Origin of the sequence: Pseudomonas sp. RL_5y_Pfl2_73 (assembly GCF_963970515.1) — a bacterium.
Classification (GTDB): Bacteria; Pseudomonadota; Gammaproteobacteria; order Pseudomonadales; family Pseudomonadaceae; genus Aquipseudomonas.
In genome coordinates this window covers 21,140-45,159 of sequence record NZ_CAXAPD010000034.1, presented here as the reverse complement: position 1 = coordinate 45,159, position 24,020 = coordinate 21,140, and the positions used below count along the sequence as shown (strand labels likewise).

The 24,020-nt window shown below is 62.1% G+C and carries 18 protein-coding genes; 15 read left to right on the top strand and 3 right to left on the bottom strand.

The annotated features are described in order from the left end of the window. Positions 1–58 precede the first annotated feature (58 nt). Positions 59–1,060, top strand: a complete 1,002-nt coding sequence (locus AACY42_RS24825; protein ID WP_339482959.1) for a FecR family protein — start codon at positions 59–61, stop codon at positions 1,058–1,060. A 134-nt stretch (positions 1,061–1,194) separates the two neighbouring features. Here AACY42_RS24825 and pvdQ read toward each other — a convergent pair whose 3' ends face one another. Beyond that, positions 1,195–3,543 carry a bifunctional acylase PvdQ gene (pvdQ, locus tag AACY42_RS24820; RefSeq protein ID WP_339482958.1) on the bottom strand — a complete coding sequence of 783 codons (2,349 nt, stop codon included), beginning with the start codon at positions 3,541–3,543 and terminating at the stop codon, positions 1,195–1,197. Positions 3,544–3,839: 296 nt separating this feature from the next. Here pvdQ and AACY42_RS24815 point away from each other — a divergent pair, with 296 nt between their 5' ends. After that, positions 3,840–4,220 (top strand): fe2+ zn2+ uptake regulation protein, encoded by a 381-nt coding sequence (locus tag AACY42_RS24815; RefSeq protein WP_339482957.1) that lies wholly within the window; start codon positions 3,840–3,842, stop codon positions 4,218–4,220. Between the two features lie 9 nt (positions 4,221–4,229). Here the strand turns inward: AACY42_RS24815 and AACY42_RS24810 are convergent, their stop codons facing one another. Next, positions 4,230–4,418 carry a hypothetical protein gene (locus AACY42_RS24810; protein WP_003202135.1) on the bottom strand — a complete coding sequence of 63 codons (189 nt, stop codon included), beginning with the start codon at positions 4,416–4,418 and terminating at the stop codon, positions 4,230–4,232. Between the two features lie 400 nt (positions 4,419–4,818). Here AACY42_RS24810 and AACY42_RS24805 point away from each other — a divergent pair, with 400 nt between their 5' ends. From AACY42_RS24805 to AACY42_RS24750, 12 genes are all read left to right on the top strand, one after another. Continuing rightward, positions 4,819–5,265, top strand: a complete 447-nt coding sequence (locus AACY42_RS24805; protein ID WP_339482955.1) for a DUF411 domain-containing protein — start codon at positions 4,819–4,821, stop codon at positions 5,263–5,265. Further along, positions 5,265–5,699 carry a YqaA family protein gene (locus AACY42_RS24800; RefSeq protein WP_339482954.1) on the top strand — a complete coding sequence of 145 codons (435 nt, stop codon included), beginning with the start codon at positions 5,265–5,267 and terminating at the stop codon, positions 5,697–5,699. The genes AACY42_RS24805 and AACY42_RS24800 overlap by 1 nt, the downstream gene beginning before the upstream one ends. A gap of 85 nt (positions 5,700–5,784) precedes the next feature. Beyond that, entirely contained in the window at positions 5,785–6,816 is a 1,032-nt protein-coding gene (locus AACY42_RS24795) for an alpha/beta fold hydrolase (RefSeq protein ID WP_339482953.1), read from the top strand. Between the two features lie 11 nt (positions 6,817–6,827). After that, the gene (locus AACY42_RS24790) at positions 6,828–7,790 is read left to right on the top strand and encodes a D-2-hydroxyacid dehydrogenase family protein (protein WP_339482952.1); all 963 of its coding nucleotides are present in this window, start codon (positions 6,828–6,830) and stop codon (positions 7,788–7,790) included. A gap of 549 nt (positions 7,791–8,339) precedes the next feature. After that, entirely contained in the window at positions 8,340–9,911 is a 1,572-nt protein-coding gene (gene glgA, locus AACY42_RS24785; protein ID WP_339482951.1) for a glycogen synthase GlgA, read from the top strand. 7 nt (positions 9,912–9,918) lie between these two features. Then, positions 9,919–11,721, top strand: coding sequence for a malto-oligosyltrehalose trehalohydrolase (gene treZ, locus AACY42_RS24780; RefSeq protein ID WP_339482950.1), 1,803 nt, complete (start codon positions 9,919–9,921; stop codon positions 11,719–11,721). Then, entirely contained in the window at positions 11,718–13,796 is a 2,079-nt protein-coding gene (gene malQ / locus AACY42_RS24775) for a 4-alpha-glucanotransferase (RefSeq protein ID WP_339482948.1), read from the top strand. The genes treZ and malQ overlap by 4 nt, the downstream gene beginning before the upstream one ends. Further along, a complete protein-coding gene (locus AACY42_RS24770; RefSeq protein ID WP_339482947.1) occupies positions 13,793–16,603 on the top strand; it encodes a malto-oligosyltrehalose synthase in 2,811 nt (936 codons plus the stop codon). The genes malQ and AACY42_RS24770 overlap by 4 nt, the downstream gene beginning before the upstream one ends. Further along, complete coding sequence (locus AACY42_RS24765; protein WP_339482946.1) at positions 16,600–16,923, top strand: DUF2934 domain-containing protein; 324 nt, start codon at positions 16,600–16,602, stop codon at positions 16,921–16,923. Before AACY42_RS24770 ends, AACY42_RS24765 begins: the two co-directional genes overlap by 4 nt. A 197-nt stretch (positions 16,924–17,120) precedes the next feature. Continuing rightward, positions 17,121–19,280: a glycogen debranching protein GlgX gene (glgX, locus tag AACY42_RS24760; RefSeq protein ID WP_339482945.1), complete on the top strand. Its 2,160-nt coding sequence runs from the start codon at positions 17,121–17,123 to the stop codon at positions 19,278–19,280. 250 nt (positions 19,281–19,530) lie between these two features. After that, positions 19,531–20,295 carry a PIG-L deacetylase family protein gene (locus tag AACY42_RS24755; protein ID WP_339482943.1) on the top strand — a complete coding sequence of 255 codons (765 nt, stop codon included), beginning with the start codon at positions 19,531–19,533 and terminating at the stop codon, positions 20,293–20,295. 307 nt (positions 20,296–20,602) lie between these two features. Then, complete coding sequence (locus AACY42_RS24750) at positions 20,603–21,367, top strand: endonuclease/exonuclease/phosphatase family protein (RefSeq protein WP_339482969.1); 765 nt, start codon at positions 20,603–20,605, stop codon at positions 21,365–21,367. Positions 21,368–21,379: 12 nt separating this feature from the next. Here AACY42_RS24750 and AACY42_RS24745 read toward each other — a convergent pair whose 3' ends face one another. Next, on the bottom strand, positions 21,380–21,520 hold the full coding sequence (locus tag AACY42_RS24745; protein WP_339482941.1) for a hypothetical protein: 141 nt from the start codon (positions 21,518–21,520) through the stop codon (positions 21,380–21,382). 27 nt (positions 21,521–21,547) lie between these two features. Here AACY42_RS24745 and AACY42_RS24740 point away from each other — a divergent pair, with 27 nt between their 5' ends. Beyond that, positions 21,548–24,007 (top strand): autotransporter family protein, encoded by a 2,460-nt coding sequence (locus AACY42_RS24740; RefSeq protein WP_339482940.1) that lies wholly within the window; start codon positions 21,548–21,550, stop codon positions 24,005–24,007. The last annotated feature ends 13 nt before the right edge of the window (positions 24,008–24,020 follow it).

Genomic DNA, 24,020 nt, shown 5'->3' with positions numbered 1-24,020 from the left:
GTGGCGGTTCTCGGCAGCTCATGCCCAAGGTTAGAATGCGGCAAACCAGGAAGAGTCAATGAGCGAACATACCCTCTCGCAAACCGAATACGACGCCATTACCGATGCCGCTGCCCATTGGTGCATGCGTTTGCATGCCGTCGATTGCACCGATGCCGAACGACAGGCGTTCAAGCAGTGGCACGATGCCGATCCTCTGCATGCTTTGGAATACGAAGCCATGCTGGAGATCTGGGCTGTTGCCGATCATCTGCCGCGCGTCGAGTCGGCGCCGGCCGCTCCAGCGCCCCGCCGCCGGTCGCGCTGGAGCCGATTGGCGGTCGCCGCTGCGGTGTTCGTAGTCGGTCTGCCCCTGGCCGCGTACACCGGCTGGAACCTGGGCTGGATTGCCAATTCCTACCAGCGCTTCGAAGCCGGCGCCAGCGTGCGTCATGTCACCCTGGGCGACGGCAGCGAGGTAGAACTCAACCTGGGCAGTGAGCTGGTATTTGCAAACTATAAAAACGAGCGCCGGGTGACGCTGGAAAAGGGCGAGGCGTTTTTTGACGTCAGCCACGACAAACAGCACCCGTTTGTCGTTCGGGCCGGCCAAGGCCAGGTGCGCGTAACCGGCACTCGCTTCAACGTATGGATGTACCAGGACCAGGTACGGGTCACGCTGCTGGAGGGTTCGGTGAGGGTGACCAGCAACCAGGCGATCACCCGTGACGGCCTACCGCTTTCCCCGGGTATGCAAGCCAGCTACAAGGCGGGCGACCACCAACCGCAAGTCCGTGAGACAGCCCCTAATGACAGCTCGCTGGCATGGCGCAACGGCAAGCTGGTGCTGGATAACCTCGCCCTGAGCGATGCACTGCCGCTGATCAACCGCTACCTCGACCGGCCCGTCATGCTGGCCGACAACAGCACCGGAAGCCTACGGATCGGTGGTATCTACAACATCAGCGAAGTGCAGAACCTGGTGCCTTCGCTGCCAAAGGTGCTGCCGGTCTACCTGACCCAGAACAAGCACGGTAACCCGGTCCTCAACTCCATCGGACAACGACCGGCCACTCACTGAAAGCTTTGCTCCCACAGCTTGGATCGGTGCCAGCCTGCGATTTCCCGGCCAACACAAATCCCCTGTGGAAGCGAGCTTGCTCGCGAGCGGTGGATCGGTCTACATCCAGTTTGAATGTGACCGCACACCAGCGGCTATTGCGTCGCCACCCTGCCCGTCTCATCACGCTCCCGGATAATCAACGCCTGATAATGCGGATCGGCCTTGATTTGCTGTTCGGTGAATGGCAGCACACTCCACTGCTTTTGCGAAAACGCCTGGGTCTGGTCGGCCGAATAAGGCGACGCCGGGTCGCTGGAGAGAGAGAATGCCAGCAACCCCTGGGCCTGCGGACCTTTGCCGTCAAACGTCACCACTTGCAGATAGCTGGTCCCGCTGACCACTTCCCGCTTGCCGTTCGCCCCCGGCACACTCTGGATCGCGTTGTAGATGCCCAGTTCCCCGGGGCCGCCGTGAATCGGTGTCTGTCGGCTGCCGCTGCTAGCCACCTGGACGTCTTGCCATTGGCTGTCCTTCGACACCCCGGCGACCTTTACCGCCTCCACCGAAGCCAGCATGGCATCGCGCACGGCCTTGAGCACTGTTGGCCGCTCGATCGCCAGGCCGCGCGGGGTGTGTTGCGGGTCTTTGGGATCGAACGCGACGCGCCATGAATCAGGCACAGCTTGCAGCCGGTTCATGATGTGCTGGAAATGCACGAACCCCAGGCCGCTATTCAGGCCGGCCTTGCGATCCCAGGCCTTGAGGCTGGCACAAGCCTGGCCCAATGTCGAAGCATCGCCCCCCAGGTCAGCGGCGCAAACGCCGAGCAGGTCCGGCATCACCTGGTCAGCCAGGTAAACCTGATCGTCCATGACCATGCGCTGCAAATCCTCCACCTTCACTGGCCCGTCCTTGGCTAACTGGCCCATCCGCTGCAGCGCAAAACGCGCCCGCAGTCCCAGGGGTTGGCCTTGCTGACTGATCAACGGGGAGTAACCGGACAGCGGCTGCGAAGGGTTGGCCATCCAGGCCGAATCGTTGGAGTTCTGCACATAATCGCGGCGCAGCAACTGCGGAAGCCTGTCGGCGGCATAGATGCCTTTTTGCACGGCGTTGGAATCGATATCCCAGGCACACTCGCTGCGAGAGCCATCCAGCACGATCAGTCGCAACCCGGCCCGGGGATCGCTGCACCGAGCCAGTTTCTCGGCGTCGACGTTCGGCACCACCGACACGTTCATGTAGAGGCTTTGCCCCTGGTCGTCCACCGCCAGGGTATTGACCCAGGGAATGCCCTGAATCTTATGGACGGCCTGCTGTAGATCCTTAAGCGTGACGGCCTTGTTCATGGCGTACCACTGGGCCAGCACGCGATCGTTTTCCAGGTTCGCGTCCCGCAGGCTGTAGGCGAACCGGTTATCCCAGTCCAGCCGACCGGGCCATTGCACGATCGGGCCGAACTGCGAGCCATAGACCACTCGGGAAAGCGTCTGCACTAGGCCGTCAGGTTGCTTGACGTCTATCGCGACCGTCTGTTGGCTCATCGGCACAGACTTGCCGTCGAGCAGGTAGTGAGTCGGGTCTTTCGGGTCGAGTTGCAGGCGGTACAGGGTGAAATGTTTGGAACTGTCGACCGTGTGGGTCCAGGCCAGGTGCTGGCTGAAACCGATGTTGATCATCGGCAGCCCTGGCAGCGCCGCGCCCATGACGTCCAGCTTGCCGGGAATGGTCAGGTGCATCTGGTAGAAACGCATCCCGCCCAGCCACGGAAAATGCGGATTCGCCAGCAACATCCCGCGACCGTTGAACGAACGCTCACTGCCGATGGCCAGCGCGTTGCTGCCGCGCTCCAGGGCAAAGCGCTGCTGCCGGGTTGCGGCGGCCGCGAAACCGGTGACCGGGGCACCCACGAGCGCGGTCGCCTGGGGCGGTTGCGCGCCGGCCAGGGCCTCGGCGAACTGGCCGACACCTCCTTCCACCAACAGCCGGCGGGTCAACTTGACCAGGTCCAGTGCCGTGATCGACCGCACCCACTCGCTGGCGCATTGTTCAGGCAGGCCTTTGGCCTGGCGTTCGACCAGCGCACGGTTGTAGCCCGCCACGTAGCCTTCGACCAGTTGCTGCACTTGAGGTGTCTGGGCCTGCCAGAAAGCGGAAACCGCTTGCGGCGTGTTGAGCCAGCTGAAGAACAGATCGCTGACGCGGTTCTCCCGCTGCTCGATCGTGACCTGCTCCGGTCCGAAATAACGCGAGCGCTGGGCGTTGACCGTGACGATCTCATTGGCCAGCAGGCACAGGTTGTCCTGGGCGTAGGCATAGCCGATGCCATAACCCAACCCACGTTCATCCTGCGCCCGGATATGCGGCACACCAAAACGGGTGCGACGGATCTCGGCACTGGCTTGCTGCCCATCGTCTTGCGCATTGACCACCGGGCTGAGCCCGAGGGCGATCCCCAGAAAAGCGCCTGCGAGGCCAACCCTCGATAACTGCCCGGACATTCTCACGTTCACTCCTGATGAAACCCTTCAGAAACCAGGACGGCTACCGGTGCGACAGTAGACAAACACTTGGTCCGCCTGGGAAATCACATGCCGCGTGCTGAACCGGAATGTGCCTACCTTGAAACGAACCGGATGAAAAAAAATTAATGGCTGACAGCCGCTTGAGCACGGCGGTTTTACGCGGCAAGGGCATTTTTTTCACATGATGCCCCTCATGATTGTGCGTCCTCGTTCGTCCTATTACAGGAGAGTATCCGTGACCTTTTCTGATCAGGCTGGTAAGGAGTTTTTGCATGCGTAACGCGCAACTGCCCATGGAGGGCAAACCAAGGGCGACCGGTGTCTCGCTGAGCGCCCCCCACCGAGTATTCGACAGGCCTGCAGAGCGAGGCGGCAATGACCACATCAGGCGCTTGCTCAAGAGCTTCGGGCTCAGGACCAGCCTGATTCGCCTAAAAGTCATCGACGCGCTGCTCAAGGCCGCCCATGAAAACCGCAGACTGGGCGTGCGCGGGGTGCACAGCCAGTTATTGGGACTGGACATTCCATTGTCCTTTCTCAGTGTGCGCGAGGTGTTGAAGCGCCTGTGCAGCGAGGGCGTCGTCACCCTCAACCCCGATAAAAGCTACAGCCTGCACCCCAGTGCGATGGCCGTGCTCCAGGCCAAGGATTGAAACCGGCGCTCAGGACTTGACCTTGCGCCGCATCACGCCGTTGATCACCACCACGATGACCGCCACGGCGATGGCGATGTATTGAAACAGCTGCTCGCTGATCATCCCCTTGCCCTGCATCCACGACAGCCCAAGCATGATTGCCAGGACGACGAGGACGATCAGAATCGAGTATTTCAAACGTTGTGAGTGAGTCATTACCAATTTTTCCTGAATGTATCCGTTCTGTATCCGAGACTTGCCAAGCCCATACCGTACTGCGGGACTGACGGGCTGCCAACGGGATTCCATGGTACAGCCGAAGGCGCGTATGCGCGCAACTGCGGCGGTTAATCATGAGCAATTATGTATGTTTCGTCGTATCAGTCTTTTGACCTGATCACCGTGGCGGCCCGGGCTTCGACATGCCCCGCTAACGGCCCCTGGTGAGAGAGCAAGTTTCCACACCGCGCCAACATCTTGCTGGCATCCGCCTCGTCCTTGAATGTTCATCGCCCTTCCAACCTGACAGTTCTGTAATCCCCGCCTCAGCCCCCCGTCAGCTCGCGCTCGCTACTCTGTTATCCTCCCGCCCAACCGTTGAAACGAGAGCACCTCCATGGCCCATCCCCTGCACCTGCTCGCCTTGAGCGCCCTGTTCATGACCACCCTGGCCCAGGCCGCCGAACCGATCAGTATCGATGTACACCGCGACGCCAATTGCGGCTGCTGCAAAAAGTGGATCTCGCACCTGCAAGAAAACGGTTTCAAGGTCAACGACCATGTCGAGGCCGACATGAGTTCGGTCAAGCAGCGCCTGGGTGTGGCGCCGAACCTGCGTTCTTGCCACACCGCCGAGATCAACGGCAAATTCGTCGAAGGCCATGTCCCGGCCGACCAAGTGCTGGCGCTGAGCAAGCGCGATGACTTGCTCGGTGTCGCCGCGCCGGGCATGCCCATGGGCTCGCCTGGCATGGAAATGGACGGCATGAGCGATGCCTACCAAGTCATCGGCCTGAAGAAAGACGGGACCCAAACCGTAGTGGCGGATTACCCGGCCCACTGATGGGTGAAGCCTATATCGGCTTGTTCCTGGCGGCTTTTGGCGCGGCAACCTTGTTGCCGCTGCAATCCGAGGCATTGTTGGTCGGCTTGTTGCTCAGCGAACGCCATGAGGTCTGGTTGCTGCTGGGGGTCGCCACGACTGGCAATGTCCTGGGTTCGCTGGTGAACTGGTGGCTGGGCACGCGCCTGGAGCACTTCAAGGATCGGCGCTGGTTTCCGGTCAGCCCGGCCCACCTGGACAAGGCTCGCGTGCACTACCAGCGTTTCGGCCGCTGGTCGCTGCTGCTCAGCTGGCTGCCAATCATCGGTGACCCGTTGACCCTGGTGGCCGGGGTGATGGGCGAACCGTGGCGGCGTTTCCTGCTGATCGTGACCCTTGCCAAGGGCCTGCGCTACGGCGTTCTCGCGTTGGCGACACAGGGTTGGATGGATTGAACGTTCGAGCTGTTCGGTTGCCACTGGTTAATGTCGCCATAATCGCGTCGCGCCAGGATCGGCGGCGGCCACAAGGAGATTGACCATGCCCCGCACCACCGTGCGCTGGTTGCCCAGCCTGTTCCTCACCGCCGCCCTACCCCTGTTCGCCCAGGCCGCCAATTCACCTGAGGGCCCGGCCTACGGAGCGCAGTTGGAGGGCTTCGAATACCCCTACACCCTCAAGCACTTCGCTTTACAGTCCCAGGACCAGTCGCTGCAGATGGGCTATATGGACGTACCGGCCCAAGGCAAGGTCAATGGCCGCACCGTGGTGCTGATGCACGGCAAGAATTTCTGCGCCGCCACTTGGGGCGATTCGATCAAGGTGCTCAGCGAAGCCGGATACCGGGTCGTCGCGGTGGATCAGGTTGGCTTCTGCACCTCCAGCAAACCCGAGCATTACCAGTACAGTTTCCAGCAATTGGCGAGTAACACCCAGGCCTTGCTCAAAGCCCTCGGCGTACAGAAAGCCATCGTCCTCGGCCATTCCACCGGCGGCATGCTCGCCACCCGCTACGCCTTGCAGTTTCCCGACCAGGTCGAACGCCTGGCGATGGTCAACCCCATTGGCCTGGAAGACTGGAAAGCCTTGGGCGTGCCCTATCGCACCGTTGACCAATGGTACGCACGGGAGCTGAAAGTCAACGCCGAGGGCATTCGCCGCTACGAGCGCACGACCTATTACGGTGGTCGCTGGAAACCTGAGTTCGAGCGCTGGGTGGAGATGCTCGCCGGCTTGAACAAGGGCCCGGGTCATACGCAAGTGGCGTGGAACTCGGCGCTGATCTACGACATGATCTTCACCCAACCGGTCTATTACGAGTTCAAGAATCTGACGGTACCCACCCTGCTGTTGATCGGCGCCAGCGACACCACCGCCATCGGCAGGGACATTGCGCCGCCGGCGGTCAAGGCCACGCTGGGCCACTACGAGGTACTGGGCAAGCGGGCCGCCGGGCTGATTCCCCATTCGACTTTGGTGGAGTTCCCCAATCTGGGGCATGCCCCGCAGATGGAAGCGCCGGATCGGTTCCACAAGGCCCTGTTGAACTGGCTGGACAAACCCATTCCCTGACGAGGTGTTCCATGGCGGTGCAAATAGCAGTCATCGACGATTGGCAAGATGTGGCACGTGACGTGGCGCACTGGTCGGTGCTGGACAGCGTCGGCCAGGTGACGTTTCTCCATGACTATCCCGCTGACCGTGACACCCTCGTCGAGCGTTTGCAGTACTTCGAAGTGATCTGCGTGATGCGCGAACGCACGTTGTTCGACGAAGGCCTGCTGCGTCGCCTGCCCAATCTCAAGCTGTTGCTCACCGGCGGCATGCGCAATGCCGCCCTGGACCTGAAGACTGCCGCCGAACTGGGTATCCAGGTGTGCGGCACCGACAGCTACAAGCACGCCACGCCCGAACTGACCTGGGCACTGATCATGGCCCTGACCCGCAACCTGGTGCAGGAAGCCAACGCCCTGCGCGCCGGCCTCTGGCAACAAGGCTTGGGTGGCGACCTGCACGGCAAGACGTTGGCGATCCTCGGCCTGGGCAGCATCGGTACGCGGGTGGCGCAGTTTGGCCAGGTGTTCGGTATGCGGGTCATTGCCTGGAGCCAGAACCTCAGCGCCGAGCGCGCCGCCGAAGCGGGCGTGACCTACGTGAGTAAGCAGGCATTGTTCGAGCAGGCCGATATTCTTTCGATCCACCTGGTGCTCGGTGAACGCACCCGCGGCCTGGTGGATGCCCAGGCACTGGCCTGGATGAAACCCGAGGCGCTGCTGGTCAACACCTCCCGCGGGCCGATCATCGACGAAAGCGCCCTGATCGACGCCCTCCAGCACAAGCGCCTGGCCGGCGCCGCCCTGGACGTATTCGCCCAGGAGCCTTTGCCTGCTGCCCATCCGTTCCGAACCCTGGATAACGTACTGGCCACGCCGCATGTGGGCTACGTCAGCCGGCAGAATTACCAGCGGTTCTATTCCCTGATGATCGAAGACCTGCTGGCCTGGGCGGCGGGACAGCCGATCCGGTTGCTGACGCCGGCCGGCTGAATTCTACCCAAATACCCAGGACACCTCCCACTGTTTCCAGTGCCCATAAATGCTATCAAAACGCCTCCACTCTACCCGCTCTCCAATGGTGCATTGCGCCACTCCATCGTGCACGCCGATGAAACAACGTCGCCCCTATACACTCTTTTTCTTTCAGAAAACTGCACTTCGTCGGTGCGTATCCCCCTTTGTCATGTAAGAGATTGCCGACAAAAGCCGTGATTGTCGGACAATTCGACGAACCGAGCCGCACCGCTCTACGTTCTGACCTAGACTGCCTAGCCGGGGGGGAAACCAACCGGTCACCCAGACGAAAAAAAGTCGAAACTTTTCGTAGCGGCGACAGGTCAGGTTAGAGGTAGGGCAACCGCGACTGGTGCAGTCCTTGCACGGGTCACTGCAACAGCTCTTTCAGCTGATTCGCTTCGCCGCATTGGGTAGCCGTTTGCTTTCCTTGCGTAGCGCTTGTGCGCCTGGCCGCAGGATGTGGCCAATGAAACAACAGCTCTGGCGCTTGCCGGAAACAGATCGAGAAAATGGGAGATATTTATGATCAGTGCTGCCTTGGAACCACAACAAGTCCGTTCTCAACTACCGCCCGCGGCCGAATCGCCAACGGCACCGGTGCTGGCCACCGGCGGCAAGGCACTGCTCCCCGTCGTTCGACAGAATCCCAACCGCAAAAAAATATTATTCGTCACCTCGGAAATCGCCGATCTGGTAAAGACCGGCGGCCTGGGCGATGTCTCCTCCGCATTGCCCCGGGCCATGGCCGGCCTGCATGATGTCCGGGTGCTGATCCCCGGTTATCCGCAAGTGATGAACAGCGGCAATCCGATCCACATCATCGGCGAACTGGGCGGCCACGCAGCGCTACCGCCTTGCAAGATCGGGCGCATGGACATGGCCGACGGCCTGGTGGTCTACGTCCTGATCTGCCCGGAACTCTTTGCCCGCGAAGGCTCCCCTTACGGTGCCAATAACGGTCGCGACTGGCCCGACAACCACATTCGCTTCGCCCGCCTGGGCCTGGCCGCGGCCGACATCGCCGCCAACCTCGCGCAGATCCACTGGTGCCCGGACCTGGTCCATGCCCACGACTGGCCCGCCGGGTTGGCGCCGGCCTATATGCACTGGCGCGGGCAACGCACCCCGACGCTGTTTACTATCCATAACCTGGCCTATCAGGGCGTCGTCAGCCTGGCGTCGTGCCCGGAACTGGGCATCCCCGAACACGCCCTGCAACAGGAAGGCATGGAGTTCTACGGCAAACTGTCGTTCCTCAAGGCCGGGATGGCCTACTCCAGCCATATCACCACCGTCAGCGCTACCTACGCCCAGGAGATCACCACCCCGGCGTTTGGTTGCGGGCTCGACGGGTTTCTCGCCGCCAAGACCCAGCAAGGCCTGCTCAGCGGCATCCCCAACGGTATCGATGAAAGCTGGGACTCGGCCACCGACACCCACCTGTTCCGGCAGTTCGCCATGGGCGACTGGGAAGGCAAGGCGGTCAACGCGTCCCATGTGCGTGAGCTCTTTGGCCTCGACGACGCCACTGGCCCGCTGTTCGCCGTGGTTTCACGCCTGGTCTACCAGAAAGGCCTGGACCTGACCGAAGCGGTCGCCGAGTTCATCGTCGAGTCCGGCGGCCAGATCGCCATCATCGGCCGCGGAGAACCGGAGGAAGAACAGGCCATGCGTGAACTGGCGCTGCGCTTCCCCGGACGCATCGGCGTACGCATCGGCTTCAATGAAACCGATGCGCGACGGATGTTCGCTGGCAGCGACTTCCTGCTGATGCCGTCGCGCTACGAGCCCTGTGGCTTGAGCCAGATGTACGCCCAGCGCTTCGGCTCGCTGCCGGTGGCGCGCAATACCGGAGGGTTGGCGGACACCATCGAAGATGGCATCACCGGTTTCCTGTTCGATGAGTCCACCGTGGAGAGCTATAAACAAGCCTTGAGCCGGGCCTTCAAGGTCTTCGAGTTCCCCGACTTGCTCAACGCCATGCGCTGCCGGGCCATGTCGGCGCCATTCAACTGGTGCCAGGCCGTGGAACCCTACGCCGAACTCTACGAACAGCTGGTGACTAAGTCACTGGGAAAATCGGCCAGACAATGAGGTAACAATGACGTCAAGGACGCCGGAGACATGGACCCACGGGGCGGTCATGCTGGATGACGAGCACACCCGCTTCGCCCTCTGGGCCCCGGATGCATTTTTTGTCAGTGTCGAGTTCGACACTGGAGATTCAATACCGCTACTGCCCCAGGCCGACGGCTGGTTCATGATCCAGACCCGTTGCCCCGCCGGCACCCGCTACCGCTACAACATCGATGGCGAGTTGGAGGTGCCGGACCCGGCCTCTCGTGCCCAGGCCGGCGACATCAACCGCCACAGCGTAGTGGTCGACCCGCATGCCTACTCATGGCGACACACCCGATGGTCCGGTCGCCCCTGGCACGAAGCGGTGATCTACGAGTTGCATGTGGGCGCCCTGGGTGGTTTCGAAGGCGTGGAACAGCATCTGGCACGCCTGGCCGGGTTGGGCGTTACCGCCATCGAGCTGATGCCATTGGCGCAGTTTCCCGGTGATCGCAACTGGGGCTACGACGGCGTCCTGCCCTACGCGCCGCAGGCCTCCTACGGGACGCCCGAACAGCTCAAGCATCTGATCGACAGCGCCCACGGCCATGGGCTGTCCGTCATCCTCGATGTGGTCTACAACCACTTCGGCCCCGACGGCAACTACCTGCACCGCTATGCCAAGGGCTTCTTCCGTGAAGAAAAGCACACGCCCTGGGGTGCAGCGATTGATTTTCGACGCCGCGAAGTGCGGGACTTCTTCATCGACAACGCGCTCATGTGGCTGCTGGAATACCGTTTCGACGGCCTGCGCCTGGACGCGGTACACGCCATTGAAGACCCAGGCTTTCTCAAGGAACTGGCGGCCCGGGTGCGCGAGCAGGTGGACCCGATCCGGCATGTCTGGTTGACCGTGGAAAACGAACACAACCAGGCCCACCTGCTGGAGCACGGCTACGACGCCCAGTGGAACGACGACGGGCACAATGCCCTGCACGTGCTGCTGACCGGTGAGACCGACGCCTACTACGCCGACTACGCCGAGCAGCCGACCGAACAACTGGCCCGTTGCCTGTGCCAGGGTTTCGTCTTCCAGGGCCATCTCAATCGCCACGGCGAATCCCGGGGTGAACCCAGTGGTCACCTGCCGCCGAGCGCGTTCGTGCTGTTCCTGCAGAACCATGACCAGATTGGCAACCGTGCCCTGGGCGAACGCCTGCATCAGCTCGCCGCCCCCCAGGCCCTGCAAGCAGCGACAGTCTTGTTGCTGTTGTCCCCCATGATCCCGCTGCTGTTCATGGGCGATGAGCTGATAGCCGAACAGCCGTTCCTGTTCTTTACCAGCCACCACGGCGAGCTGGCAGAACAGGTGCGCGAAGGCCGACGCAACGAATTCAAGGCCTTCAGTGCCTTTGCCGATCCGCAGCAGCGCGAGCGGATTCCCGACCCCAACGCGGCCTACACCTTCGAGGCGTCACGTCCAAGCCTGGAGTCGCAAGGCCCGGAGCAACAGGCCAACGAAGCGCTGTATCGCCAATTGCTGAAAATCCGCCGTGAAGAGATCGTCCCGCGCCTGGCCGGTGCCCAGGCCCTCGGCGCCGATGTGCTGGGCCGTGGCGCCATCAGCGCACGCTGGCGGTTGGGCGATGGCAGTGTGTTGCGCATCGACTTCAACCTGGGCGATCAACCCGTCGAACACCACGCCCCGGACGAGGCACGTATTCTTTTCGAACATCCGCAGCCGGTCGCGGGTCTGTTGCAACAGGACGTCCTTGCGTCCTACAGCGCGCGGGTCAGCCTGACGAAGCCGACAACCTTGCTCAACATCACTGGAGAGCGCCTATGAGCGATGCGCAATTGGAAATCCTCGCCAGCCGAGCGGGCCTGGCGGTGGATTGGATCGATGCCAATGGCCGGGCCCAGAAAGTCTCGCCGGCCGTCTTGCGTTCGATCCTCACCGGCCTCGGCCATCCAGCCGGCAGTGCCCAGGAAATCGACGCCAGTCTGCTGCAGTTGCAGGAAGATCAACAGAACCATCAGTTGCCACCGCTAATCACCGCCGATGTCGGGGTCGGCCTGGACTTGAGCCGCTACTTTGATGCGGGGACCCCCTGCGAAATCAAACTCGAAGATGGCGCGACACTGAACCTGAACCTCGATGCCGATGCCAAGCTGCCAGGGATGGTCCCGGTGGGTTATCAGCACGTCAGCCTCCAGGACCAGCATTTCACCCTGGCCGTCGCGCCAGCCCGCTGCTACAGCGTGGCCGATGCGATGGACAACCCGACGCCACGGGCCTGGGGCCTGAGCGCACAACTGTATGCCCTCAGGCGTCCCGGTGACGGTGGCTTCGGCGACACCCAAGCCTTGGAGGAGCTGGCGCGGGTGGCCGGCGAGCGCGGCGCCGAGGCCGTCGCCATCAGCCCGATGCACGCGATGTTCAGCAGCGACACCGGGCGCTACAGCCCCTACTCACCGTCGAGCCGACTGTTCCTCAACAGCCTGTACGCCGCGCCAGGCACCATCCTCGGTGAGCGCGCGCTGCGTGCCGCCATCGACGCCACCGGCTTGACCAATCAGCTGCGCACCCTGGAAGAACAGCCGCTGATCGACTGGCCGGTCGCCGCCCAGGCCAAGCAGAAAATCCTGCGTGCCCTGTACGACGGCTTCAGCCAGGGTGAGCATCCGTTGCATGAAGACTTCAGCAGTTTCCGCCACACCAGCGGCGAAGCCCTGGAAAACCATTGCCGCTTCGAGGCCCTGCAGGCCGAACGCGCCGCCCGGGGTGAAAGCCTCGACTGGCGGCACTGGCCAGAAGAATGGCGCGACCCGCGCAGCGCCGCCTTGGCCCATTTTGCCGAGGAAAATGCCGATGAGATCGGCTTCTACGCCTTTTGCCAATGGTTGATCGTCCGCTGCCTGGAGCGCGCCCAGAGCGCAGCCAGATCCAGTGGCATGGGCATCGGCCTGATCGCCGACCTGGCGGTGGGTGCCGATGGCGGTGGCAGCCAGGCCTGGAGCCGGCAGGACGAACTGCTCGCCTCGCTGACCGTGGGCGCCCCGCCGGACATTCTCAACCGCTCCGGCCAAGGCTGGGGGATCTCGGCGTTTTCCCCGGAAGGCCTGGTGCGCAACGGCTTTCGCGCTTTCATTGAAATGCTGCGGGCCAACTTCGCCCACGCCGGCGGCTTGCGCATCGATCATGTCATGGGCTTGCAACGGCTCTGGGTGATCCCTAACGAATCCCCGCCTTGCGATGGCGCCTACCTGTATTACCCGGTGGATGACCTGCTGCGCCTATTGGCGCTCGAATCCCATCGTCATCAGGCTATCGTGCTCGGCGAAGACCTCGGTACCGTGCCCGATGGCCTGCGCGAAAAACTCATCGCCCGCTCGATCCTGGGCATGCGCGTGCTGTTGTTCGAACAGGACAACACCCTCTTCAAGCCAACTCTCGACTGGCCGGACAATGCCCTGGCCACCACCAGCACCCATGACTTGCCGACGCTCAATGGCTGGTGGCACGGTCACGACATCGACTGGAACGCCCGGCTGGACATGATCGATTCCCACGTCGAAATGGACTGGCGCAAACACCGCGAGCGCGAACGCGAAGGCCTGCGCCAGGTGCTGAACCAGGACCCGCAGAACTTTCGCGAAGAACACCGCGAGACCGACCAAGTGCTCGATGCCAGCGTGCGCTTTCTCGGCCACACCCGTGCGCCGCTGGTGTTGTTGCCGCTCGAAGACGCCTTGGGCATCGAGGAACAGGCCAACCTGCCAGGCACCATCGACACCCATCCCAATTGGCGTCGCCGCCTGGCCGGGCAAAGCCAGGCGTTGCTGGATCACCCGGACGCTGCCCGGCGTCTGGAAATACTTGCCTGTGCGAGGCTTCAGGCGAACGAGCGTGACCGATGAAACAGACGTTGATCCAACCCCTACGGGCAACATTGCGTTTGCAGTTTCATAAAGGCTTTACCCTGGACGATGCCATCCCCCAAGTGCCGTACTTCGCCTCGCTAGGCATCAGCCACTTGTATGCCTCGCCGCTGCTCAAGGCCCGGGCCGGGTCCATGCACGGCTACGATGTCGTCGACCCCACCCTGGTCAACCCCGAACTGGGTGGCGAAGCCGCGCTCAAGCGCCTGGTCGCGACCTTGCGCGAGCATCAGATGGGCTTGATCCTCGACATCGTGTCCAATCACATGGCCGTCGGCGGCAATGACAGCCCCTGGTGGTTGGACTTGCTGGAATGGGGGCGTCTCAGCCCCTACGGCGAGTTCTTCGACATCCAGTGGCACTCCCCAGACCCGCTGATGGAAGGCCAACTGCTGCTGCCGTTCCTCGGCAGCGACTACGGCGTAGCGTTACAGGAAGGCACCTTGCAACTGCACTTCGATGCCAGCCAAGGCAGCTTCTATGTCGAGCACTACGAACACCGCTTCCCGATTTGCCCGATGCACTACGGCGAACTGCTCAAACCCACCGAAACCTTGCCTGCCGAGCAAATCGAACTGCTCAAGGCCCTGGCCGAGCGCTTCACCACACTCAATTACCAGACCGACGCCCACACCCTCGCCCGCCCATTGCAAAAAGAGTTGCGGGACCTGGCGGCACAAGTGGGCATCCTCACCGCCATCGAGGACAACCTGGCCAGCTACGACGCTACCCAGCCCCAAGGCTTCGAGCGCCTGCACCAACTGCTCGAACGTCAGAGCTACCGGCTCGCCAGCTGGCGCACGGCGGCGGACGACATCAATTGGCGGCGCTTTTTCGATGTCAACGAACTGGGGGGACTGCGGGTCGAACGTCCGGCGGTATTCGAGGCGACCCATGCCAAGATTTTCCAATTGATCGGCGACGGACTGGTGGACGGCCTCCGAATCGATCACATCGATGGCCTTGCCGCCCCTCGCGGTTACTGCCGCAAATTGCGCAGACGCGTCGATTCACTGTCGCCGACCCGACACCTGCCAATTTTCGTCGAGAAGATCCTTGGCGATGGCGAGACGTTGCGGCGGGACTGGAACATCGACGGCAGCACCGGTTACGAATTCATGAACCAGGTCTCGCTGCTCCAACATGATCCGGCCGGCGCCGCCCCCCTCGCCGAATTCTGGAGCCGGCACAGTGAACGGCCAGCGCACTTCATCGAAGAAGCCCGTCTGGCCCGCCAGCAAATTCTCAATGGTTCCCTGGCCGGAGACTTCGAAAGCGTGGCCCAGGCACTGCTGCAAGTGGCCCGGGACGATGTGATGACCCGCGACCTGACCTTGGGCGCGATTCGGCGAGCCTTACAGGAACTGATCGTGCACTTCCCGGTGTATCGCACCTACATCACCCCCATGGGCCGCTCCGCCGAAGACGAGGTGTTCTTCCGCCAGGCCCTGGAAGGCGCCCGACAAACCCTCAGCGAAGCCGACTGGCCGGTGCTCGATTGCCTGGCCGGCTGGCTCGGAGGAAAGCCCTGGCGGCAATGTCCACGCGGCAACCAGCGTAAGCGCCTGCGCCATGCCTGCGTGCGTTTCCAGCAACTGACCTCGCCGACCGCAGCCAAAGCGGTGGAGGACACCGCGCTCTATCGCTCGGCGGTGTTGTTGTCACGCAACGACGTGGGCTATGACACCGAGCGCTTCAGTGCCCCGGCGCAGGTGTTCCACGACGCCTGCCTTGAACGACTCGAATATTTTCCCGACAACCTGATCACCACCGCCACCCATGACCACAAGCGCGGCGAAGACACCCGCGCCAGGCTGGCCGTGCTCAGCGAGCGCGCCGATTGGTACACCGCCTGCGTGGAGCAATGGCGCATCCTTTCGCCTTCGCTGCACAGTGACCCGGCGGCGCCCTCGGCCGGCGATGAACTGATTCTGTACCAGGCCCTGCTCGGCAGCTGGCCACTGGACCTCGACCTCCAGGACCACAAGGCCCTGGCCGTATACAACGAGCGCCTGTGGCAATGGCAACGCAAGGCCCTGCGCGAAGCCAAGCTGCAAAGTAGCTGGGCGGCGGTCAACGACGCTTATGAGCAAGCCACCCAGGTGTTCCTTGAACGCTTACTGCTGGGCGATGAGGGGTTGCCCTTGCGCAGCGCCATCGCCGAAGCGGTCCAGGCCATCGCCCCGGCAGGTGCCCTCAACAGTCTGGCGCAAACTTTGCTGCGTATGACCGTGCCCGGCGTACCGGATCTGTACCAAGGCAACGAGCTCTGGGATTTCAGCCTGGTGGACCCGGATAACCGTCGCCCAGTGGATTTCCAGGCACGCCGCGAGGCGTTACGGGCCGACAGCACGCCAGCCGCGTTGATACACGATTGGCGTGACGGCCGAGTCAAACAGGCATTGATCGCCAGGACACTGGCCATGCGCGCCGAATATCCGCGGCTATGGCGCCAGGGTCGCTACCAGCCGCTGGAAGTGCTCGGCGAGCAGGCTCAACGGGTGTTGGCCTTCATGCGTGAAGACGCGCAACAACGCGCGATCATTGTTGTACCTGTCCATGCGGCGTCATTGCTGGAAAACAGTGCCGTGCCGCTGGTGGCTGCGTCGGATTGGGGCGATACCCGTGTGTCGTTACCGTTCGCCGCCGAGGATGAACAACTGAAGGGACTTTTTTCAAGCGCAACAGTCACACCCCAAAGGGAGCTGCTGATCAGCGCCGCGCTGGGGAATTTCCCGGTCAATGTCTTTATCCAACCTCGAGTTGAATCAGGAGCACTGCGATGAGTACCGACGATAAACGCATTCGCGAATTCGCCTATCAGATATGGGAGTCCGAGGGTAAGCCCACGGGGCAGGAGAAACGCCACTGGGAGATGGCGCGCACACTGGCCGAAGCCGAAGCGCTGGCGCCCAACAAGCCACCCAAGGCGGCGAGCAAATCAGCAGCCAGTAAAACCGATGGCGCCAAGCCTGCGACCGCCAAGAGCTCCACGCCCAAGACCGCGGCAAAAACCACCACGCCCAAGACCAAGCCTGCGGCCAAAGCTGCTGCGACCAGCGCAGACAAGAAGCCGCGGGCCACACGCAAGCCGCCGGCGGTTTGATTCATCCCCCTATCGGTCTCCTCGCCAAGTGGGAGCAAAGCTTGTTCGCAAAAAAGGCACCTCGATGCCTGCAGACAAGCCTTGCTCCCACAGAGAAGCAACGTTGTCCCACATCCCCTCGCCACAGGTGAAGGGTGGAGCCATCCACCGCAAGTGAACCGCATCGCTGAGTCTGTCTGTCTTTTGCAGGAGCAACTATGACCCGTCCAAACAAAACCACACCGCCGCCCGTGATCGAGGCTTCGCGGATTCGTGAAGGGCTGCCTTTTCCACTGGGTGCAACCTGGGATGGCCTCGGGGTCAATTTCGCGCTGTTTTCAGCCAATGCCACCAAGGTCGAACTGTGCATTTTCGATGATGCCGGCGAAGTCGAACTCGAACGCATCGAGCTGCCGGAGTACACCGACGAGATTTACCACGGCTATCTGCCGGACGCCCACCCGGGATTGATCTATGGCTACCGGGTCTACGGCCCATACGACCCGGCGAACGGCCACCGTTTCAACCCGAACAAGCTGCTGATCGATCCGTATGCCAAGCAACTGGTCGGTCAGTTGAAGTGGTCCGAAGCCCTCTTCGGCTACACCATCGGCCATCCCGATGGCGATCTCAGTTTCGATGAGCGCGACAGCGCCCCGTTCGTCCCCAAGTGCAAGGTCATCGACCCTGCGCACACCTGGGGCCACGACCATCGCGTCAGCGTCCCCTGGGACAAGACCATCTTGTATGAGACCCACGTGCGTGGCCTCACCATGCGTCACCCTTCGGTGCCCGAGAACCTGCGCGGTACGTTCGCCGGGCTGATGGTCGACGATGTGCTGGAGCACATCCGCAAACTGGGTGTCTCTTCGGTGGAGCTGCTGCCCATCCATGCCTTCGTCAATGACCAGCACCTGCTGCACAAAGGCATGACCAACTACTGGGGTTACAACAGCATCGCCTTCTTTGCCCCGGACCCACGCTACCTGGCCAGTGGCAAGATCGCCGAGTTCAAGGAGATGGTCGCCCACCTGCACGAGGCCAACCTGGAAGTCATTCTCGACGTGGTCTACAACCACACCGCCGAAGGCAACGAACAAGGCCCCACCCTGTCCATGCGCGGCATCGATAATGCCTCGTACTACCGGCTGATGCCCGACGACAAGCGCTACTACATCAACGATTCCGGCACCGGTAATACCCTGGACCTGAGCCATCCTTGTGTTCTGCAAATGGTCACCGACTCCCTGCGCTATTGGGCCACGGAGATGCACATCGATGGTTTCCGCTTCGATCTGGCGACCATTCTGGGCCGTTACCATGACGGCTTCGACGAGCGCCACAGCTTCCTCGTGGCCTGTCGCCAGGACCCGGTGCTGCGCCAGGTGAAAATGATCGCCGAGCCTTGGGACTGCGGCCCCGGGGGCTACCAGGTGGGGCGCTTCCCGCCGGGCTGGGTCGAGTGGAACGACAAGTTCCGCGACACGGTGCGTGCCTTCTGGAAGGGCGACGACGGCCAGCTTGCCGATTTCGCCAGCCGAATGACGGCCTCGGGCGAGATGTTCAATCAGCGAGGCCGACGTCCGTACGTCTCGGTGAACTTCGTCACCGCCCATGACGGTTTCACCTTGCATGACCTGGTGTCCTACAACGACAAGCACAACGAGGACAACGACGAGAACAACCAGGACGGCAGCAATAACAACCTGTCCTGGAACCATGGCGTCGAAGGACCGACGGACGATCCAGAGATCAACACACTGCGTCATCGGCAAATGCGCAACTTCTTCGCCACCCTGCTGCTGGCCCAAGGCACGCCGATGATCGTCGCCGGCGACGAATTTGCCCGTACCCAGCACGGCAATAACAACGCCTATTGCCAGGACAGCGAGATCGGTTGGGTCAATTGGAACCTGAGCGAGGATGGCGCGACGCTGCTCAAGTTCGTCAAACGCCTGATCAAGTTGCGCCTGACCTATCCGATCCTGCGGCGCGGGCGGTTCCTGGTGGGTAACTACAACGAGGACATCGGCGTCAAGGACGTGACCTGGCTGGCCCCGGATGGCAGCGAAATGACCATTGAGCAATGGCAGGACAGCCATGGTCGCTGCCTCGGCATGCTCATGGATGGCCGGGCTCAGGAGACCGGTATTCGGCGCAAGGGCGGCAATGCGACGCTGCTGTTGGTGGTCAACGCCCACCATGACATCGTTAACTTCCGCTTGCCTGAAGTCCCTGAGGGTAGTTTCTGGACCTGCATGGTCGACACGAACCAGCCGACCATTCGTGGCGAGGAGCGCTTCGATTTCGATTGCGAATACTCCGTCACCGGGCGCTCGCTGCTGCTGTTCGAGCTGCAACGCGAAGAGGAGGAATGAGGTATCGGCTGTAAACAGCCATGAGGACCGCAAGGACGCGGTTTTTCGATGCGCCCAGCTCAGTTTGAAGAAAAAAATGCAGTTCAGACACACATCTCGCGAGACGAATCGGCCGACATGGTCAATACTTCACCTGCGATAGTCTCCAGGATTCGGAGCGCTGTGAATCGCAGCCATGCCCACGCGGGCATCATCGGACAGTAGGCCCGGTACATGGCTGAAAGATTGAAAACAAACAAGGACGTCTCTCATGAAACCCGCCTCTCGCTTGCCCGGCCGGCAGCATCCGCAAATCTGGAACAGTGCTGCGCAACTGGCCGATATCCCGATCATCAGTACCCAGACGCTCATTCCCGCCGGCGCCCGCGCCGTCATCCTCTCCCCGCATCCGGGCGATGAGATCGGCGCTTGTGGCGGATTGCTGCAGTTGCTGAACAACCTGGACCAACCCATGTTGCTGATCTCGGTCAGCGATGGAGCCCTGATCCATCCCGGTTCACCGTTGTGGACCGATGAGCGCCTGCGTACACACCGCCCTCACCCGCAGGAAAGCGTGGACGCCCTCCATCGCCTGGGCATTGCAGCCCATGGCCTGCAATGGGTGCGTGGCGGCTTCCCGGAAAAGGCCCTGGCCGAACACGAAGCCGAGCTCGTCGACTTTATTGCACGTCACCTGCGCCCCGGTGATGTGGTGTTCGGCACCTGGCGCCAGGATGGCGACAGCGACCACGACACCGTCGGGCGCGCCGGGGCCGTGGCCGCCGACAGGATCGGGGTGGCGTTCAACGAACTACCCGTGTGGGCCTGGCACTGGCCGGTCCGCGCGCAAAATAAAATCCCCTGGCACCGGGCCCGCAAACTGCGCCTCGACGTCTGGACCACCGCCCGCAAGCGTCATGCCATGTACGCGTACGTCAGTCAACTCAACGGCGAACCGGCGAGCGGCATCTCCCCGCTGGTGCCCCGGGTCATCCTTGATCGGATGGGCATGCCGTATGAGATTGTCTTCATCTGAACATGCAACTGTGGGGGCCGGAGTTGTTTTTGTGGAGATCGCGGTGTTTTCGGCGTCTCGGTGACAGGACACCGCCTTCGCGAGCAGGCAAGCTCCCACAGAGTTCGATGGTGTACAAAATGCTGCATACCCCCGAATCCCCTGTGGGAGCAAGTCTGCCCGCGAAGGCTGTGGGTCAGATGTGATGAACTCGACAAGGGCACGAATAATCCGGAACTGCCGGCGCCTTGGGTCAGTCGCATGAACAGGTACGTCTGATTCAGGAGGGAACGTGACTCAAGATCCCGATTGGCGAACCGTCGATCCCATGCTATCGGACCTGCCTGCGACGGTTCATCGGCTGCGGATCCTGACGGTCAATACCCATAAGGGTTTCACCGCCCTCAACCGTCGCTTCATCCTGCCCGAATTGCGCGAAGCGGTGCGCAGTACCGGTGCCGACCTGGTGTTCCTGCAAGAGGTGCTGGGTGAACATGGCCGGCACGCATCTCGCTACGACAACTGGCCCCAGACGTCCCAGTACGAATTCCTCGCCGACAGCATGTGGAGCGACTTCGCCTACGGCCGCAATGCGGTCTACCCCGATGGCCACCATGGCAACGCCCTGCTCTCCAAATACCCGATCCGCCAGTTCCGCAATCTCGACGTGTCCATCACCGGCCCGGAGCGGCGCGGGTTGTTGCACTGTGTGCTGGATGTGCCGGGGCACGCCGCGGTCCATGGGATCTGCGTTCACTTGAGCTTGTTGGAAAGCCACCGCCAGTTACAACTCCAATTGCTCTGCCAACTGCTCGATTCGCTGCCCGAAGACGCTCCGGTGATCATTGCCGGTGACTTCAACGACTGGCAACTGCGCGGCAACCTCGCTCTCGCCCGTCGTGGCTACCTGCACGAAGCCTTCGAGCACCACCTGGGCCGCCCCGCCAGGACCTATCCGGCCCGCTTCCCGTTGTTGCGTCTGGACCGCATCTACCTGCGCAACGCCAGCAGTCATTGCCCGCAAATACTGGGAAACAAACCCTGGCCCCACCTGAGCGACCACCTGCCGCTGTCGGTGGAAGTGCATTTGTAGAGCGGCCTTCCCTCACTCTTTCAGCGCATTGACCTGTAAGTTCTGACAGTAGCGACGCCCTTTATTCGTTGCTAGGGTGCCATTCCATACAGCGAGCGTTGCCAGGCCCAGCGTGCCATCTGTTGCGCAACCGATGCTGAAATCGGTGTCCATGGGGATGCCGACTCAGAGGGATAGCACATGACTCGGCACGATAAAGGACTCCATCGGCTGCTCACCGCCTTGTGGGTATCGGCCCCCTTTCTGCTACCTGCACCCGTCGCCCTCGCGGCCTGCACGCTGACCCCAACCGCAGGCGATGACGCCTTTGTCTGCGACAGCGGCACCAGCCCCGGGCTGACAGACCTTGCGGGGAACAACAGCCTGACCATGCCCGCCAACGGCAGCGGCGTCATTAGCGGCGACGTCACATTCGGCACAGGTGTCGACCGCATCGTGATCAATGCCAACGGCTTGATTGACGGTGATGTCCAGCAAGGCTCCGGCGTGGACGACTTCATCATGAATGGCGGGAGGATCCTGTCCCTTGCCCAAGGTGACGGTCTCGATACGTTCTTGATGACCGGCGGCACCATCGTCGACGCGTTCGAAGACGGTGACGTTGCGAAGATGACCGGCGGCACTATCGGCCGGGTCAACATGAAACTCGATGACAACGTTTTTGACATGTCCGGCGGCAATATCATCGGCAACCTGGTAAGCGGTTTCGGCCACGACACCATCATCCTCTCGGCAGGACGCATCGGCGGCAATGTCAGTGTCAGCGGCGGCAATGACAGCATTACCGTCAGCGGTGGCGAAATCATCGGCGAGGTCCGGACCAGCGCGGGCGATGACCAGTTCCAGTGGAGCGGCGGCCTCATTCACTCGGCCGTTTTAATGGGGGTGGGCAACGACACGGCGAGGTTGAGTACCCTCGACGAAACAGAGCTCGCCACCACGCCCAGCGTGGACGGAGGGTTGGGCCAGGACGTCTTGACCTTTGACGGCAGCACTTCCAGCACCGGCGCCCGCTATCTCAACTGGGAAACGATCAACCTCACCCAAGGCTCGCAACTGAACCTGAACGACACCCTGATCTTGGGGGACAGCGCCACCGCCACCGGGACGCTCAACATAGAATCAGGCAGCACGTTAACGTCGCCCCAAGGCGTCATTGCCCCTTTTACTGCCGGTCAGTTGGCGACGCTCAACAACGCCGGCGTGGTGGACCTCGCACAGGGTAACACCCGCACCAACGATACCCTCACCGTCCAGGGCAACTACGTCGGTGACAACGGCCAGTTGCACCTGCAAACGGTACTCGGCGCCGACGACTCCCCCAGCGACAAGCTGGTGGTCAATGGCGGGACGCTCACGGGCAGTACCGCCATCACGATCACGAACCTGGGCGGCACGGGCGCACTGACGACCCAGGACGGCATAGAAGTGGTCCAGGCCCAAGGCGGCGCGGTCAGTGAGAGCGGCGCCTTTTCGCAGGCACAATCCGTCTCGGCCGGTGCGTTCGATTACCGACTGTTCAAAGGCGGCGTGAGCGGCAATGAAAACAACTGGTACTTGCGCTCCACCGTGGTCGCCGGACCGCTAGCGGCGCCTATCCCGACGGCGCCTCCCGCGCCGGGTGCGCCACCCGTGCCAACGCTGCCGCCCCTGCCAACCGCGGTACCCGGTGCGGCGCCCATCCCGTTGTACCGGCCGGAAGTGCCGACCTGGTCGGTCTTGCCCCCGGCGGCGGCACAACTGACCCTGGTGGCCCTGGGCACGTTCCATGACCGCCAGGGAGACCAACGCCTGCTCACGGAAAACGGCGCGTTCGGTGCAGGCTGGGGCCGGGTCTATGGCAAGGACCTGGATCAAACCTGGGCCGGCACGGTAACGCCACGGTTCGATGGGTCGATCAAGGGTTTCCAGGTGGGCAATGACCTGTACAGCTCGCTGCTGTCCAATGGGTTGACCCAGCGTATCGGTTTCTTCGTCGGCCATACCGAACTCAACGGCAATGTCGATGGTTTCAACTTGGGTTTCGAAGGCCGACGCGCCGGCAAGATAGAACTCGATGGTGACAGCTACGGGCTTTACTGGACGTTCACCGATCCCACTGGCGGCTACGTCGACGCCGTGGTGATGGGCACGCGACTGGACGGCGACAACCGCTCCGAACGCGGGCTGAAAATCGACAATCGCGGACACGCCCTGACCCTGTCGGCGGAAGCCGGTTACCCCTTCGCGGTGGCTGCCGACTGGGTCCTCGAACCCCAAGTTCAGATCATCCACCAGAAGGTCTCCCTCGATACCCAGGACGATGGGGTCTCCAGGGTCGAGTTCGATTCCGACAGTGCCTGGACCGGTCGCCTCGGCGCTCGCCTAAAGGGCCGCTATCAGGTCAGCGGCATGCCCGTGGAACCGTATCTGCGCGCTAACCTCTGGCACACGCTTTCCGGCACCGATACGGTGACGTTCGATGATACAGACCGGGTCGTGACGCAACAGCGTGCGTCCACCGGTGACCTGGGCGTCGGCGTCATCGTGAGCCTAGCGCCCACAGTCAGCGTGTACGCCGGCGCGGACTACAGCAACAACCTCGATAGCCATCAGCAACGAAGTGTGGCGGGTAATCTTGGTGTGCGTATCAGTTGGTAGCCAGGTTCTACGA